The following is a 15,253-nucleotide window of genomic DNA, read 5'->3' as shown; positions in this document are numbered from 1 at the left end:
TCTTATCAAGGGGGCTAAAATATTTATGTTTTTAATTAGATATTTAACAATTTTTTATTAAGTTTTGTTTCGTTATTCTCAACTATTACGAAGAAAAAAAGTACAATTTATAACTATTAATCACATGAAAAAATATGAAAAAATAAGAAACATAGACAATTAACACATACTTTAGCTAAATATAATCATCCAGATTTTTAAAATGCTTCTGATACTCTTCTCTATATTTAAAAAGATTACTTCTAATCGTTGATAAATTTATACCTTTAAATATATCATCTAATATCAATACCATATTATCTACTGTGAACTTTTTATCATAAGGCGTATTATCATATATTTCCAACATCATTGATTCATAAGGGTATCTTGTGTTTTTTGACAATTTTCTTAATTGTTTCACATTACCTATTTCTAACTCTTCCTTTGAAAAATCAACAAAAGCCATGAAAATCGGATAATCCCGGTTTAAGTTTAAAGAAAATATTTTTAATTCATTGACAAATTCTTCCCCATCACACTTCTTAAGAGCTTTATATATTGCTCTCTTGGATTCCAGTACTGTTTTAATATATTCATGGTCATCTTCTTGTAATGCTTTTTGTTCATGTAATTCAAGGAAGGATAATTCTGTCTGATAACTATCTTCATAATTATTTTCGTTTAAGAAGTTCTTGTATTCCATTAAATCATAATCTTCTAACATATTACCTGCTAAGAGCAGAAAATTATTTTCATTCAGATAATTAATTGCATTCTTAGTTATAATATATTCCTGTCCTATTAGATCTAATGGATTATATGCTGATAAGTCAACATTTTTTTCTATTCGTTCAATCAATTCCTGTTTTTTTCCGGATACTTTTTGTCCATCGGTTCGTAGAATATCTTTTAGCTGTGGAACTTTCATTTTATTAGCAATAATGTTCCAATTGTCCTTAGAAATTTCTTTTCCAACATATCCCTCTTTTATCATGTGTTCCTTTAGTATTTTTGGTTCAAAACCAGTAGAAAGTGATATGTATTCACAGGCATTATCTAATGGTGTTAAATCATGCAATATTGAAATTATTTTTACAGTAGCTACACTTAAAGAAGTTATTTCATCAGAATCTGTCTCAGAATTTAGGGAATAATCTGATTTTGAGAAAAGTCCTCTTAAACTTTCTCTACCATTATTTTTATTAGTTATTTTCTTTATTAATTCATCAAAAAATTCACTAAATATTTGCATTTCCTCTTCATTACTGTATTGAAGGTTATAACCACAGATCTTACATGAAATGTCGGATAAATTTATTGGACTGTAACAGTATGGACAGGATACTTCTGTAATATCATTTTCCAATAGAATTTCATCAATTATTTCATCTTCTACTAACAGGAATTTAAGTCTTTTAAATAATGCTTCATTACGTACTATGCCCTCATCATATTCTTCTATCAATTGTTCCTGTATTTCTTTAACTCTTTCTTTCCCTATTTCTTCTAATGCTATTTTTAGAATTTCTGATAATTCAGGAGGTTTTCCTACAAGTTCATTTATATCATATTCTGGTTTAGGAAGATTTTCCTTTAAATCTACTAAAATATCTGCAAATAAATCACAATTTTCTAACATATCTTCTTTTACATTTTTTAAGTGTGATTGAATGTTATTTCTATGTTTTTCTGCATTGTAGTTAACTTTATCGCTCTCTAATGTTTTACTGTAACATATGATATTACTTCCAGGAGATGAAATATCTATTAGTAGTAGTGTAGCACTTATAGCAGTATCATATAAGTTTGATCCATAAAAAGAGTCATCATCCAGGATAAAATCGTTAGTATTTGATATATAATTTTCTGATTTTACATCCAATGATATACTGGATGCTACCAGGTATTCATTTAATTTTTCTGCAAACCCATATTTTATAAACAAGTCTATAATCAAATTATTCGGTTCTAAAACAGAAAATACAATATCACTTTTCAAAATTTTTGACAATTCATTGTATAAAATGCTATTTCCACGATACTCAGGCATTATATAAACATTTACTAGTGAAATACTATCAAAATCTTCATCAATATTATAAGCAATAAAACCTACTACCTTATTATCATATAATAATTCTTTAAATATATTGCATTCAGTATTTTCTAATATAAAACCCTCTTTTTTCATACACTCATATATATAGGGATAGTTTTCTTTAAGTATATTCTTTGCGTTTAATGTATCATCATTACTTTCAAAAACTTCCGATTCTTGATTATCCCTTATAATATAATCTATCATAATCATTTATTTGTAACTACGAATTTATAATATATACCTTATTAATTCAGTTCACAGTTCAATAAAATACAGCAACATTGCATATGAAAAATAATTTAATTAATATGAAACCCAATCAATAGATTAAATATAATACAAGTATACAGGAGAAGATAAATGGACAAAAAAATAGGGGCAATAATTGCCGCCATAATAATTATTTTCGCATGTATCATGGTATACATGGCACTAGTACCCTCATACAAGGCAGTGGAGATGAGTGGTTACCAACTGGAAGTACCACAAAGCACATCTAATGTTGACAATAAAACTGAAAACTATAACACATACGATGATAGAGGACATAACCTGTCCATCAAAACATGGTCATGGAAAAACACACAAGACCAAAACCTGAACGGATGCTACGATATAGGAGCACAACTCGGAAGCAACCTGGGACAAAACTGCACACACGAAAACATAACATTATACAATAAAAGCGGAACATACACATACTTCGACTACAATGCAATGACAGGATCAATGATAATAATCACAACAAACAAATTAGAAACAATAACCCACATAGTAGATACAATGAAAAAATCCGAGATAAGACCTGCCATGGACCTGGGAAACTTCACAAACATGGCACTAGGACTAACAGCACAAAACAACACAACAGCAAATAATACTACCACAACCAATACAAAAAAGACTAGCAGCACGAAGACAAAGAAGACCAGCAGTACTAAGAAAAGTTCTAGTGAAGATACTATATATGGTGAAAAGATAGGTGAAAGACATGACTTCGCTGGAAATCCTGACTATGAATATATAGGAACAGAAAATAATATTTACATTAGAGAGAAGAAAACTGGTAAAACAGTAAAAAGATACTTGGATGGTGGAGCATACTATTTCAAATAGAAACAAGTTTAACCCCCATATATTCCCTCCCTTAATATGGATATACGGCTTTTTTTCATTTAATCTATAACTATAATAACATACAAATAATTCACAACCCCAAAAAATAATATATACACAACAAAAAAAAGAGGAACAATAAAATGATAACCCTAAACCAGAAATATGTACTGCACATACCCTGCTACAAATACCAGGATGGAAAACTAATATCACTAAAAAACGAGAACATAATAGACAAACTAATAAAACAACTAAACACTGAAGGATACAATAGCTTCTACATAACAGAAGTAAAAGGACACTACAAGACAAGAATCTTCAACGAAATACTGATAACAATCTTCACCAACCAAGAAGAAAACACGCCCGAGAAAATATTCAGAGAATGGTACAAAGAAAACAACAACATACTACAACAAGAATCATACGCATACGAACACGGAACAAAGATGATCATCGAAGAATTATGAATCATTATCAGTATTTTATTCGAGAAAAAAACAAAACCAGTATTATTATCAGTTAATAGAGTTAAAATTCAACAATATCAAAAGAATCTCTTCTAGAAATTTCAGATAAACTACTAAATTAACTAATATCAATTAGTTATTAATTTTTTTTAAAAATTGAGTGTTGGCATAAATTCGTTTTTGTAATACTTTTTATGTGGATGAAACTTTTTTTTTTAGTATGATTGTTAAGTATGTATATATGAATATGAAATATATTACTTATCAAGACCCCCTTGATTACTTACCGTATACTATGTTTTTATAAATAATATTAACAATTTATATTTATTTATTGTATTTAATAAATTTAATTGGGTTTTATAATTTATTAAACGGATTATTAAAAGAGATTTCTAAATAATTTTCTTATAAAATTAGATATATCTAAATAAAAAATAATAGTGAGATAATTTACATCAATAACCATTAAAGAATAAAGATAATTTTTAAAAAAAATCAATAAAAAAAATAATTAAAGAGTTACCTTCAAAAATTATTATAAATACAAAATAAATTATAAAAAAAAGATTAAACAACAAAATTAAATATTATATCAAAAAAATTTCTAATTTAATAAATAAAATAAGAAATAATGACAAATACACAATTTACTAAAACAAAATGAACATTATTAAATTAATATAATCCAGTACTATGTTGATATTATAAAAACAAAGTTTATATTTAATGAACATAAACATTCTATTTAATTTAATAAGAAATTATATTAAACAAATAAGTGAAAGTATAATAAACAGTAAATATATATTATTTCTAAACAAAAAGACATGAAGAGGTGAAATGATAATGAAAACTTGTCAGTCTTGTGGATATCAAAATAAGGACAATGCAAAGTTCTGTTCATCCTGTGGATATAATTTACCAGAAAATACTGAAACACAGTACGATTTTAATCCAGACAATAACAATAATTACCAGGATAATAACCAGACCTACCAACAACCAACCACTCAGCCAAACACTTATCAGCCAAACTACACACCACCCAAAAAGAAAAATGCTATTATTGCAATAATATTAAATTGTATAGGTGGTATATTCTTCTACTTCCTAGCAGGTATAGGACAAATATATCTTGGATTATTCAAGAGAGGACTCGTAATTGGAGCTGTTGGATTACTTATAACATTATTTAACGTAGCAATAATATTAGTAGTATCAGAAGCTGTTGGAACAATCCTTTCATTAATAATGGGAATAGCACTTATAATATACTCCTCGTATGATGCTCACCTTTGTACTCAGGCTATTAACGAGGGACATAGCATACCATTATTATTCGGACAGTTAGACCTTGAATAAACTTCACCACCCACCCTCCCCTTTAACATAATTATACTTAAATTTCAATAACTATTTTTAAAAATAATGCCACATACTAATTTGCCCGTCATACCCATAATATATAATAACAATACCTTTAAATTAACCATCCTATATACAATTACATGTAAACATTAAATAATTAATTTTAGTGATTTTTATGACTTTAAACAAAATCAACGAGGTTAACACCCATACTAAAAAAGTGGATGTACCCCGACTAAACAGTGCAAAAATAAAAGATGTGGGAAATGTATCCCTTGAATTATCAGAGAATAAATTTAAAATCAGATCACTTGATTCAATGTTTAATTATAATAAACCAGTACAGGACATCGATTTTCTACTATTCTCCAAGGGTAACTTCCTATTAAAAGATAAATTTTATATTGGAATAGCAGGAGACCAATTTGAGGTAAACTGCCTAGAAAACGAGATTGAATTTAAAAACTTCTATGAAAGCATTAAAAGAATGAGAAATAACACACGAAAAGACGAAAAACTATTAAACAAAACTCCAAGTTACACTGACACAAGCATTAATTACAATAACACACCATTAATCCAAGAAACCGAGGAAAAAGAAGAAAAAATCAATATCTCCGAGGAAATACGTAACTTCCACAATCTTATGAAAGAGGGCATAATCTCAGAGGAAGAATTTGAGGAAAAAAAGAAAGAACTACTTAAAATGAAAATAGAATAAAAGGGGAGGATTAAGCGTATGAAAATTAATCCCATAATAGCAGTACTTGCATTCATATGTGGTCTGGGAGGAGCAATTTATGCATATGCATGGTCAGGACTAAGTGCAGACCTTGCAACAAACGGGTCAATAACACTTATAGCTAGCATACTAGGACTGTTAGGAATCTACCTGTTCAATAAGGATTATAAAATTGCAATAGCACAATACATTGTATGTGGAGTAGGAGTGCTGATAGGAACCAGTGTAATGGGACTGGCAGGTTTCCTATTCTATATAATAGCAGCAATAATAGCATACACTGAGAAAGATAAATCAGAAAACAGCTCACAATTTGATGATGAAAACTATTATATGAACAAAACACAGATTAAACAAAGATATCCGAATTTTCCACGAACATCCAACAATACTATCTACTGGGCAGTGGTAATTATCTCTGCAGTACTGATAATATTATCCGGTGTAATTGGTGATGCCAGTTATAATAATAATTTACAAGAAAAGGCAAATGGGATACATATTACTAATGTAAGTAGTGATTTGAAAGTATCTTATGGAACTTATACTGGTGGAGTGCAGGGAACATTAACTTCTGAGAAAGATCTTGAAAGTGTACAGGTAAAAGGAGTATGGTTTGCAGCTGATGGAACACAAATTACGGAAACTTATGATTCTGGAATCTTAAATGATGTTAAAGCTAATCAGAAATATCAGCTGAACATACCATATTATGAAGATTCAAGTAAAAAGCCTGCAAAGGTAGAGATACGAGTAAGTGAAAGCTTTAGTAGTAATCCAATATTTACTCAAACAATAAACTTCAATTAAATGTTAAAAACGTGTGATTAGAATGGATAATAATATTCTAATCTTCTATTTTTTATATTTTTTTCAATGTATTTTTTCTTTGATAACCACATTTTATGTAACATGTTTGTATAATCATTTTGTTTTAGAATCCGAATTCGTAGAAGTGGATTAAATATTTTTTTATTTTGTTTTTATCTTTGTCATTAATGTTCTGTTCTAGTAGTATATCTGCATAATCCTGGTAATAATAAACTATGTCATAGAATCTTCTATCATCGAAGTAATTTTCATCTGATAACTTTTCCATTATATTGTTTAATAGTTTGCATGCTAGTTTGTATTCTTTTGCTTCTATTAGTTTTTTAATGTCGGTTCTCATGTATTTTTTTAGTGGTTTTGCTAGGCTTCTCATTTCATAGTAGCCATGGTAGCTGAATCCTTGTCCTTTTGCGTTGTTGAATATTGTGTTCAGTTTTTTTTCGTATAGTTTTTCATCTATTAATGATTTGTTCTGGAAGTATTTGATGAAATCATATTTGAATTGTGGGTTTTGTTTTAATTCTTTTTTTATGAATGTGTTTAGGCGTGTTATGCTTACTTGTTTTAGCATTTGTTCGCAGTCTTTGTTTAATACTGATTTTTGTGGTTTATAGTATTTTTGGTGGTCTTCTAGGATTTCTGGGAATTCTTCTATGAATCGTAGGAATACTGCTTGATGTATGCAATGTGTTTTGTTTGAACATGTACAGTTTAGGTCAAATAATTGATTTTCTTCTATTATTAGTTCTACTTTGAATTCTTTGTTTGTTTTTAGTTGTGCTGTTATTGTACTTGGAGTATGTTTTATTTCACTGATTTTTCCTTTGTAGTTTTTGCTTTTTTCTAATATTTTCTGGTTGAATAAGTGTTTCCAGGTTATCATTTTCTTTTCCCCTTATCGTTTTTTTATTATTTTATTTCATTTTTTTTTAGTTACAGGTAATATTTTATTTATATGTATTGTTTTTGTAGTTGTGTAATAGTATTTATGGTGTTTTTTATAAATGTTTGTATTATTCTTATTGGTATGTTGTTTAAAATGATTTGTATGATACATTTTTAGAAAAAACTAGTATTACATGTACATGTACTAATATAATTATTTAAAAAAAATAGGGTGTTTAGGGGTTGCATATATGACAGGCCTGATACCCATTATCAATTGCATCCTGTCTGCTGGAGAAGTAAACCTTGTTCTTATCACTCATCTTACTTACTCCTTTACAGTCCGGCTTATGAAACTTTTGTGAATTTATATTTCCCACATAACCATCAGAACTGCTGCTGGCCAGGTTATTAGTGGAACTGGAAGACTCTACACTAGTACTGGTATCTGTTGTTGTCACATGATCAGCTGCTGGTGCACCCTCAGCCCACTTGTATGGTGAGAATTCACTTGGTGGTATGAACATTACCTCTGCCAGGCCCTCCTTTAGAAGCATTTCATTCAAATTCTTTCCATCAACTATTACCACGGCTAGTGTTCTACCATACTTATCTGTGTATTTTCGGTCATCAGCATTTATTCCAACTTCTTTGTTTAAACATAATTTTTCAACAAATCTTTTGGAAGCTTGACATCCTGCCACTCCTTTTTCTGGAGTGTTTACTCCCACTAGTCGAACTTTTTTTCCATTGGATAAGTAGATTGTATCTCCATCCACTACTTTTGTACAGACGGCACGTTCTTCACTGGTTAAATAGGTGTTCTCATATTTTCCCAGTATGTCCTGTGTAGAATATGAGTCATAATAATTATCTGCCTTACTGTGTGTGAAACCTGTTCCAGTATAGTATGCAGAGGATACTGATAATGATACGATACACAGTAGCATGAATAGTACCAGGTGTACTTTCTTATTTGTTATTCTTTTAATTTCCATTACCCCCACAAAATAATAATTATAGTATTTATTATTGATTATATTATAATTATGCGGCTTATAATCAATAATAGTTCTTCCTATAATTTATACCTTCTTATGAATATACTCTTCTAAAAATTTGTTATTAATGGCGTGTCACAAATAACTATTCCTTGCTTCCACCATTGCCCGTATATTGTTCAGGGGTGTTTCATAGGCAATGTTACAACTAGGACCTAAAATGTCAACTCCCTTCTCCAGACATTCTGTTGAATCTTCCAATATCTTATCAGCACTGCCCATCAATAACGTTTCACCAATAGCAACATTTCCACAAATCATAGTATTGCTTCCAATCTCCTCACGTAAAGCACTTATACTAGTTATGTCCACTTCCTGTGATATGCTGAGACCATCATAGCCACATGAGAGCATATGCTCCAAGGATGGGCGTGTATCACCACATATATGAAGAACACCCGGAACATTCATTGCATCATACAATTCAGATAAGTAAGGTCCAACAAGATCCTCAAACAGGTCAGGCTTCAATATACGTGACGTGGAACTAGGATCATTCACCACTATCACATCAACGCCAATATCATTATAAAACTCCACCTCATCCAATAATACTGTGTTAATCTCTTCGAGGGCATCATCAATTCCCAGATAATCTGAGTTCAACATCTTAATTATCTCACCCATATCCACAAGATCAGTTAGTAATGTGAAAGCACCCGTCACTTCACCCACTAGTGGCACATCCTTGTCATCATATCTTTCATGAAGTATGCTTGCTGCTTTCTCTATTACAGGAAATTGTCCTAGACAAGTAAAATCTCGGGGAACTTCCAATTCTTCAACACTCTTGAATGGTGCAACACATACTTTTGGAGTAATTTTTCCTTCCTGTCTTTCAACAACATATCCGAATGATTCTGATTCAAACCATAAGTCTAATGGCACAGTTATTGCCTCAAGGCCTGTGTGTTCATACACTGAACCTGCTACCTCTGCCATTTTATCTGCATCATGACATGCCTCATCAAATGTTGTATGAGCCATATCCAGTAATTGTGTTGTTAACACTGTGGGGAATGCTACAACAGGAGTTATTTCTGAACCTTTACCCTTTAACACGTTAATTAAATTATCTTTCAAATTCATCCTAAAACACTCCAATATCTATAATCATGTAGAATACTAGATTAATTAATTCTTTTTAATCACGGACTTTAATAATATATTATGTTATTAATTGCTATTTAATCTTTAAACATACGTATTAATAAGTAATACATGGATAAAACATGGATAGTATATGTAAATGAAAAAATTTTTTTACTAATAAAAGAAAAAGATAATAATATGTTCAATAAAAGAATTGAAAACTTCCTAAACACGAATAAACTTAGCATATCACCTCTGGACTACCATAAGCCCAAAGAGGAATCATATACTAAAAGACGATATGGTTCAGGAGTAATAACATTCCATGATATGAATGGAATACAACATTACATCTTCCATAATAAGGATTACCGGAGAAAAACATTACACGTGAAAATAGCATATGATATGAGTACTAGGGAATACCCATCAGGTAAGAGAATATATAATCTTAAGAACATAATACGAAATTACATTGATAAAAGCAGAATATTATCAGAAAAAACAATTAACAATGACAAGAAATATGAGATAAAATATGAAATACTATTCACTGCCAACAATACTCTTAAATCATACCAGTACTGGATAGATGAACTTGCGTATACAATTAATGACAACAGCACCATACTACTGGATGAACTGAGTCTAAGCATTACCAGGGGTGCTTACAAAAAGATAATACCAGAAATAGAAACTAATCAATTCAGAAACAGAAAAATATGGCCAGTAAAGGACAATCTTGACAAGTTAAATGATTTTCAATTAGCCCTTATCGGCAGGGATTATCAGAAGGAAAAGATTTTACCTCCCTATGAATTAGCTGTAGAACTACATTTTCCTGATGAATTCTTCAATGAGAACAAGGATTACTATGAAAAAGAGGTAACTGTATATGCTCATAACTTCCTGGAAAATATAATGCATGCCAAAGTTTTAAAAGAAGAAGAGGATATGAGTAGTATCAAATGGCATTAAAACTCCATTATTATTTTTTTTATTTTATTAATTTTTTTTTATTTAAACTTGATTTGGATTGTTGATTTAAATCTGTATGTACTTTTTACTAATAATAATCTAAAATAAGAGGAGAAGAGGTTTAAGAGAATACTACTTTTTTAGCTGTATCTCTCTTTTTGTTCTTTATAGTAACCACCAGACATGTGATTGCCTCCGGCATAGTAATCATAGTGTCCTGGTCCATAGTAAGTGTATTCTCCATCACTTTGTTGTACAGTTATTGGATTGTCTTCTGTTGCATATTTGTGGCTTGCATCACGTTCTGGATCATAATCTGGATCAGTATTTTTTTTGGTTTTCTTTGTTGTTGTTTTCTTTGTAGTGGTAGTTGTGTTGTTTGTGTTGTTTGTGTCGTTGATTGTTACGTTGATTGTATTGTTTGTTGTGTTATTGGTAGTGTTGTTTGCTTGGTTACTATTGTTTATGTATAATATGACTCCGGCTATTATTGCTACGCATATTATTGCTGTGATACAGATGATTATAAGGTTTTTTTCTTCCATTTTTTTCCCTCCCATGTATATTTTATTGAATTATTATATAGTTATTAGTTTACTAGTTTGTGTTTAAATAATTTGTTTATATATTGTATTAAAAAAAAAAGAGTTGTGAGGTTAGATCCAGTAACAATTATATTGTTCTGGATTTTTAGATTATTTTGAATGATGTTTTAGTAGTTTTGAGTGCCACTGGTTGGGTTTAGGTTTACTTCTTTTGTATCCACTATATTTTCGTTGGCATCATATAATGTTATATGTGCATGGTCTGGATAGTATTTGAATGAGTTTGCACTTGGCATTGAAAATGTTCCCGTGTTATCCACTGTTTTTGGCACTATGTTTCCTGGGTTTAGTTGTGTGCCGTTACGACTGTAGTTTACTCTGATTTTCACGTTTTCTCCGGCATGTTCTTTTCCTACATTTACTGTTATGTATGTTTTGTCTTGTAGTGAGCTTCCTGTTTTTATGCTTCCGCTTATTATTTTGAGTGGTGTGTTTGCCTTGTTTTGTTCATTATTTGTTGTCATATTATTAGTGGGTGTTGTTGTGTTTGCTGCTTGTTCTGGTGTGTTTATTTGTTCTTGGTTTGGCGTGTTTGTGTGATTGTTTGCTAGTAGGAGTACTGTTCCTGCTATTATTAGTGTGACTAGTATTATTGTTATGCTTATTATAATGTATTTTGTGTTTGATTCTTTATTTCTTGCCTGGTAATTGTTATGATATGATATTTTTGTATCTAGTGGTTGGCCACAGTTTGTGCAGTTCATTGCATCATCCGTGTTTGCATATCTGCATTGTGGACAAAATTTCATTTTATTTTCAGGCCACCTTTTGTTTTGGTTATGTATCTTGGTTTATATTATTTTTCTATGAGTTATGATATTGGTCTTGGTGTGCTTGTTTGTGATCCTTTGTGTTTGCCCATGTCACAACCGTATTGGTATACATTGTTTTTGTATCGTATTTCTATTTTACAGTAATCCGGGTATTTTGGTATTGGTGCGTATTCTGTTATTTTTATGTTTCCATCTTCGTCTACTACATGGTTTTCGTATCCTGATGGGCTGTTTAGGTTTGTTCCGTCCCTTGAGTATGTTGTGATAACTTCCATGTTTTCTCCAACGTGTTCTTTTCCGACTGTTATTGTTGCTGGTATTCCAGTGTTTGGGTTTCCGTCCAGGTAGAATGATGCAGAGCTTACATTTAGTTGTGGAATATTTATCTCGTTTGCCTGATTGTTAGGTGTTGTTTCGTTATTGTTTAGTAAGAATAGGTATGTTCCTGCTATTATTGCTGTTAATATGATGATTGTGATGCATAGGATGAGTATTGTGTTGTTGTTTTTATTTTTTTGTGTTGGTATTGGTTGTGTGTAATTGTTGTATCCTGGGTTCTGGTAATTGTTTAGTGGATGTCCGCAGCTTTGGCAAAATTTTGCTCCTTCTACATTTTCTAGACCACAGTTTGGACAAATCATATTATTATTCTCCTCCTGTTATCTTTATGAAAGGGTTTATTTTTGTATGTATTTATAGCTTTTTGTTGATTGATATTGGAGTTTAGTGGAGGATATTATGCTGTAATTTATAATTGATTAATTAAAAAAAGTTATTGGTTAGAAAGGGGTGGTGGTGTTATTTTTTTGCTAGTTCTTTTCCTTTCTGGTACATTTGTTCTCGTTCTTTTGGGAATATTTTTTCGTGTCTTTCATATTTTTCTTCTGCATTGAAAAACCATGGCCAGTCTGTTTTACTGTAATCTTCTATTTGTAATGTGTTTCCGCTGACAAATACATCTGTTGATCCTACAAAGTTGTTTAGTGTGGACTGGTAATTCTGTATTAATGGTGTGTACATGTCGTCTGGTGCGTTACTTGTCATTACTAGGAGTACGTTGGTTGGGTTTTGGTTGCAGCATGGTACTTCTGTATTGTATGTTAGGTTTTGGAAGATTAGTCTTTCGTAGAGTGCCCTGAATGATGCTGTCATTTCTCCAAGATAGTTTGGTGAGCCTATTATTAGTCCATCTGCTTCTCTGATTGCATCTAGTACTTCTTTTAGTCCATCCTTTACTATGCAGTTTCCCTTGAATTGTTCTTTTTTACATACGAAGCATGAGATGCATCCTGTGTATTTATCCAGTTTGAAGAGGTTGTACTTGGTTACTTCTGCTCCTTCGGATTCTGCTCCTCTTATTGCTTCATCTATTAGTGTGTCGGTATTCCATCCTTTTCTTGGTCCTGCATTTACTGCTACGATTTTCTTTGTCATAATTTATCAAACTCCCTTGTTATATCTTATTTTATTGTTGCTATATATTCAATGTTTACACTTGTTTGTATGCCTGGATTTTCATGGCTGAGTTGTCCTCCGTGTATTGTCATGAAGTGACATATTGCTATTCCCATGTCTATCTTCTGCACATCCCATTCTACTGTGGATGTGTACCCCTTTGTGTGTTCCAGGTAGAAATGGTACTTGTTTTCATTGCGTATTATCCTCCAGGGTTGCATGTTTGCGGCTGATGGTGCCCATCTTACTGCTTCCATCCACTCTTCTTTTGTTTCTAATGGTGTTTGTAGGTTATTTTCATAGAATAGTTCTTGTACGGGTAGTCTTGTATCTCCTTTGATAGTGTTTCTCAGGTCCTTATCTACTTGTGTTCTAGTATTTGATGGGTAGCCTACTGGTGTTGCTATCATCATGTATTCATCATCATTTATATTGGCTGCTTTTTCGAAGAGTTCTCTGTTGAATGTTCCTCCTATCCATGTTGTTCCTATTCCCAGACTCCATGCGTATAGTATTAGTTTTTCGAAGGAGTATCCGTATGCTTCTTCGCATTGTTCTGTTTTTGGTACTTTTGCTGCTATGTAGAAGTCTTCGCCTTCTATTACTGGATTTGATAGATTGTATTTGTCCTGGTCTAGTATTATGAATTCTATGGGTATATCATAGGGGTTTTTGATTGTTTGCATGTATTGGACGAGTTTTTCTTTATCTTCCTTGCTTATTTTTTTATTGTTGAATGTTCTGATGCTTTTTCTTGTTTTTATGATTTCCTGATTGTTCATAGATTATTCACCATTAACTATATTGTGTTTATACTTTCATCATATTAATAACATTATATAATATGTTTGTTATTAGTGTATTAAATATAGGGTATATGCTTGATAATTTTTGAACAATATTCAATATGATAATTTTTATTAAAAAATAATAAAAACTAATTAAAACAAATATTTCAATATGAAGCGTTTATTTATTTTTGACCTGGACGGCATGATACTGGACACATTCGAAGACTCATATAACTGTGTTAACAGGGTACTGGAGGAATTTAATATACCCCCATATACAGAAGACTTTAACAATTTACATTACCCCACATTTAGAAAATACCTGAATGACAACAATGCCGGTAAAAACACGCCCGTATATGACAGATACATTGAATTATACAAAGAAGACCCGTTAACGAATACAAGGCCATACCCCGGGATAATACAGGTACTGAAGAAACTTGAAGAACATGGAGTTACACTTGCAATATGCAGTAACCGTGAAGAAAAAACCGTTGAAAAGTTAGCAGAAAAGTATTTCAATGAAGTGAACTTCAAGCACATATCCGGGTACAGGAAAGGAGTACCTGATAAACCAAACCCCTACAGAGTAAATGAAATAATAAACAATGAAAATGTTAGCCTCGAGGAAGTTGTATACCTTGGTGACAAGGATGCTGATGTGAAAGTAGCAATAAATGCGGGTATTGACTTGGTACTGGTAACTTATGGTCAGGGAAGCCGTGAAGACTATGAAAATCCGTATCCATTAATGGTTATCAGTAGGGCTGAGGAAATACTTGACCTTATTAAAGAAGAAAACATATAGATTTCATGTGTTTTAATATATTTTTTTATCCTTCCCTCCATATATTCTCCACTTTAAGGAAATATTAGAGATTATCAAAAATGTTTTTTTTGTAAAAAATAGAACTCTATTCCAAGTTTTTATTAAAATTATCACTTGTAATACGATTAAAATCTAAAAAAAAGATAATAATAAAATAAAAATAAT

16 protein-coding genes are annotated in these 15,253 nt (G+C 31.0%); 7 read left to right on the top strand and 9 right to left on the bottom strand.

From position 1 onward, the window contains the following. Nucleotides 1-175: 175 nt before the first annotated feature. Nucleotides 176-2,293 (bottom strand): GNAT family N-acetyltransferase, encoded by a 2,118-nt coding sequence (locus PXD04_RS16455; protein ID WP_323735908.1) that lies wholly within the window; start codon nucleotides 2,291-2,293, stop codon nucleotides 176-178. Between the two features lie 150 nt (nucleotides 2,294-2,443). Here PXD04_RS16455 and PXD04_RS16450 point away from each other — a divergent pair, with 150 nt between their 5' ends. The 5 genes from PXD04_RS16450 (at nucleotide 2,444) to PXD04_RS16430 (ending at nucleotide 6,595) form a co-directional block, all read left to right on the top strand. Next, nucleotides 2,444-3,199, top strand: coding sequence for a hypothetical protein (locus tag PXD04_RS16450; RefSeq protein WP_323735907.1), 756 nt, complete (start codon nucleotides 2,444-2,446; stop codon nucleotides 3,197-3,199). Nucleotides 3,200-3,342: 143 nt separating this feature from the next. Continuing rightward, nucleotides 3,343-3,672, top strand: coding sequence for a hypothetical protein (locus PXD04_RS16445; RefSeq protein WP_323735906.1), 330 nt, complete (start codon nucleotides 3,343-3,345; stop codon nucleotides 3,670-3,672). Between the two features lie 849 nt (nucleotides 3,673-4,521). Next, complete coding sequence (locus tag PXD04_RS16440) at nucleotides 4,522-5,037, top strand: zinc-ribbon domain-containing protein (RefSeq protein ID WP_323735905.1); 516 nt, start codon at nucleotides 4,522-4,524, stop codon at nucleotides 5,035-5,037. A 181-nt stretch (nucleotides 5,038-5,218) separates the two neighbouring features. Next, complete coding sequence (locus PXD04_RS16435) at nucleotides 5,219-5,764, top strand: SHOCT domain-containing protein (protein WP_323735904.1); 546 nt, start codon at nucleotides 5,219-5,221, stop codon at nucleotides 5,762-5,764. An 18-nt stretch (nucleotides 5,765-5,782) separates the two neighbouring features. Further along, nucleotides 5,783-6,595, top strand: coding sequence for a hypothetical protein (locus tag PXD04_RS16430; RefSeq protein WP_323735903.1), 813 nt, complete (start codon nucleotides 5,783-5,785; stop codon nucleotides 6,593-6,595). 124 nt (nucleotides 6,596-6,719) lie between these two features. On the opposite strand, the gene PXD04_RS16425 is transcribed toward PXD04_RS16430, so the two are convergent. From PXD04_RS16425 to PXD04_RS16415, 3 genes are all read right to left on the bottom strand, one after another. Further along, nucleotides 6,720-7,499: a hypothetical protein gene (locus PXD04_RS16425; protein ID WP_323735902.1), complete on the bottom strand. Its 780-nt coding sequence runs from the start codon at nucleotides 7,497-7,499 to the stop codon at nucleotides 6,720-6,722. Between the two features lie 238 nt (nucleotides 7,500-7,737). Beyond that, a complete protein-coding gene (locus PXD04_RS16420) occupies nucleotides 7,738-8,499 on the bottom strand; it encodes a thermonuclease family protein (protein ID WP_323735901.1) in 762 nt (253 codons plus the stop codon). Nucleotides 8,500-8,637: 138 nt separating this feature from the next. After that, nucleotides 8,638-9,651, bottom strand: coding sequence for a uroporphyrinogen decarboxylase family protein (locus PXD04_RS16415; RefSeq protein WP_323735900.1), 1,014 nt, complete (start codon nucleotides 9,649-9,651; stop codon nucleotides 8,638-8,640). A 201-nt stretch (nucleotides 9,652-9,852) separates the two neighbouring features. On the opposite strand from PXD04_RS16415, the gene PXD04_RS16410 reads away from it, so the two are divergent. Next, the gene (locus tag PXD04_RS16410; RefSeq protein ID WP_323735899.1) at nucleotides 9,853-10,632 is read left to right on the top strand and encodes a hypothetical protein; all 780 of its coding nucleotides are present in this window, start codon (nucleotides 9,853-9,855) and stop codon (nucleotides 10,630-10,632) included. Nucleotides 10,633-10,772: 140 nt separating this feature from the next. On the opposite strand, the gene PXD04_RS16405 is transcribed toward PXD04_RS16410, so the two are convergent. The 5 genes from PXD04_RS16405 to PXD04_RS16385 form a co-directional block, all read right to left on the bottom strand. Further along, the gene (locus PXD04_RS16405; protein ID WP_323735898.1) at nucleotides 10,773-11,177 is read right to left on the bottom strand and encodes a hypothetical protein; all 405 of its coding nucleotides are present in this window, start codon (nucleotides 11,175-11,177) and stop codon (nucleotides 10,773-10,775) included. 167 nt (nucleotides 11,178-11,344) lie between these two features. Beyond that, the gene (locus PXD04_RS16400) at nucleotides 11,345-11,986 is read right to left on the bottom strand and encodes a zinc ribbon domain-containing protein (RefSeq protein WP_323735897.1); all 642 of its coding nucleotides are present in this window, start codon (nucleotides 11,984-11,986) and stop codon (nucleotides 11,345-11,347) included. A gap of 62 nt (nucleotides 11,987-12,048) precedes the next feature. Beyond that, nucleotides 12,049-12,651, bottom strand: a complete 603-nt coding sequence (locus PXD04_RS16395; protein WP_323735896.1) for a zinc ribbon domain-containing protein — start codon at nucleotides 12,649-12,651, stop codon at nucleotides 12,049-12,051. Nucleotides 12,652-12,808: 157 nt separating this feature from the next. Beyond that, a complete protein-coding gene (locus tag PXD04_RS16390; protein ID WP_323735895.1) occupies nucleotides 12,809-13,444 on the bottom strand; it encodes a flavodoxin family protein in 636 nt (211 codons plus the stop codon). A gap of 26 nt (nucleotides 13,445-13,470) precedes the next feature. Then, entirely contained in the window at nucleotides 13,471-14,247 is a 777-nt protein-coding gene (locus PXD04_RS16385; RefSeq protein ID WP_323735894.1) for a nitroreductase family protein, read from the bottom strand. 178 nt (nucleotides 14,248-14,425) lie between these two features. On the opposite strand from PXD04_RS16385, the gene PXD04_RS16380 reads away from it, so the two are divergent. Beyond that, complete coding sequence (locus PXD04_RS16380) at nucleotides 14,426-15,067, top strand: HAD family hydrolase (protein ID WP_323735893.1); 642 nt, start codon at nucleotides 14,426-14,428, stop codon at nucleotides 15,065-15,067. The last annotated feature ends 186 nt before the right edge of the window (nucleotides 15,068-15,253 follow it).

Source organism: Methanosphaera sp. ISO3-F5 (assembly GCF_034480035.2).
Lineage (GTDB): Archaea > Methanobacteriota > Methanobacteria > Methanobacteriales > Methanobacteriaceae > Methanosphaera.
The sequence above is the reverse complement of the archived record's forward strand: the minus strand, read 5'-3'. Positions and strand labels throughout refer to the sequence as shown.

What these genes read in the sequence shown, in the direction of transcription:
- PXD04_RS16455 (WP_323735908.1), bottom strand. Translation starts at nt 2,293, where the DNA reads ATGATTATGATAGATTATATTATAAGGGATAATCAAGAATCGGAAGTT.
- PXD04_RS16450 (WP_323735907.1), top strand. Translation starts at nt 2,444, where the DNA reads ATGGACAAAAAAATAGGGGCAATAATTGCCGCCATAATAATTATTTTC.
- PXD04_RS16445 (WP_323735906.1), top strand. Translation starts at nt 3,343, where the DNA reads ATGATAACCCTAAACCAGAAATATGTACTGCACATACCCTGCTACAAA.
- PXD04_RS16440 (WP_323735905.1), top strand. Translation starts at nt 4,522, where the DNA reads ATGAAAACTTGTCAGTCTTGTGGATATCAAAATAAGGACAATGCAAAG.
- PXD04_RS16435 (WP_323735904.1), top strand. Translation starts at nt 5,219, where the DNA reads ATGACTTTAAACAAAATCAACGAGGTTAACACCCATACTAAAAAAGTG.
- PXD04_RS16430 (WP_323735903.1), top strand. Translation starts at nt 5,783, where the DNA reads ATGAAAATTAATCCCATAATAGCAGTACTTGCATTCATATGTGGTCTG.
- PXD04_RS16425 (WP_323735902.1), bottom strand. Translation starts at nt 7,499, where the DNA reads ATGATAACCTGGAAACACTTATTCAACCAGAAAATATTAGAAAAAAGC.
- PXD04_RS16420 (WP_323735901.1), bottom strand. Translation starts at nt 8,499, where the DNA reads ATGGAAATTAAAAGAATAACAAATAAGAAAGTACACCTGGTACTATTC.
- PXD04_RS16415 (WP_323735900.1), bottom strand. Translation starts at nt 9,651, where the DNA reads ATGAATTTGAAAGATAATTTAATTAACGTGTTAAAGGGTAAAGGTTCA.
- PXD04_RS16410 (WP_323735899.1), top strand. Translation starts at nt 9,853, where the DNA reads ATGTTCAATAAAAGAATTGAAAACTTCCTAAACACGAATAAACTTAGC.
- PXD04_RS16405 (WP_323735898.1), bottom strand. Translation starts at nt 11,177, where the DNA reads ATGGAAGAAAAAAACCTTATAATCATCTGTATCACAGCAATAATATGC.
- PXD04_RS16400 (WP_323735897.1), bottom strand. Translation starts at nt 11,986, where the DNA reads ATGAAATTTTGTCCACAATGCAGATATGCAAACACGGATGATGCAATG.
- PXD04_RS16395 (WP_323735896.1), bottom strand. Translation starts at nt 12,651, where the DNA reads ATGATTTGTCCAAACTGTGGTCTAGAAAATGTAGAAGGAGCAAAATTT.
- PXD04_RS16390 (WP_323735895.1), bottom strand. Translation starts at nt 13,444, where the DNA reads ATGACAAAGAAAATCGTAGCAGTAAATGCAGGACCAAGAAAAGGATGG.
- PXD04_RS16385 (WP_323735894.1), bottom strand. Translation starts at nt 14,247, where the DNA reads ATGAACAATCAGGAAATCATAAAAACAAGAAAAAGCATCAGAACATTC.
- PXD04_RS16380 (WP_323735893.1), top strand. Translation starts at nt 14,426, where the DNA reads ATGAAGCGTTTATTTATTTTTGACCTGGACGGCATGATACTGGACACA.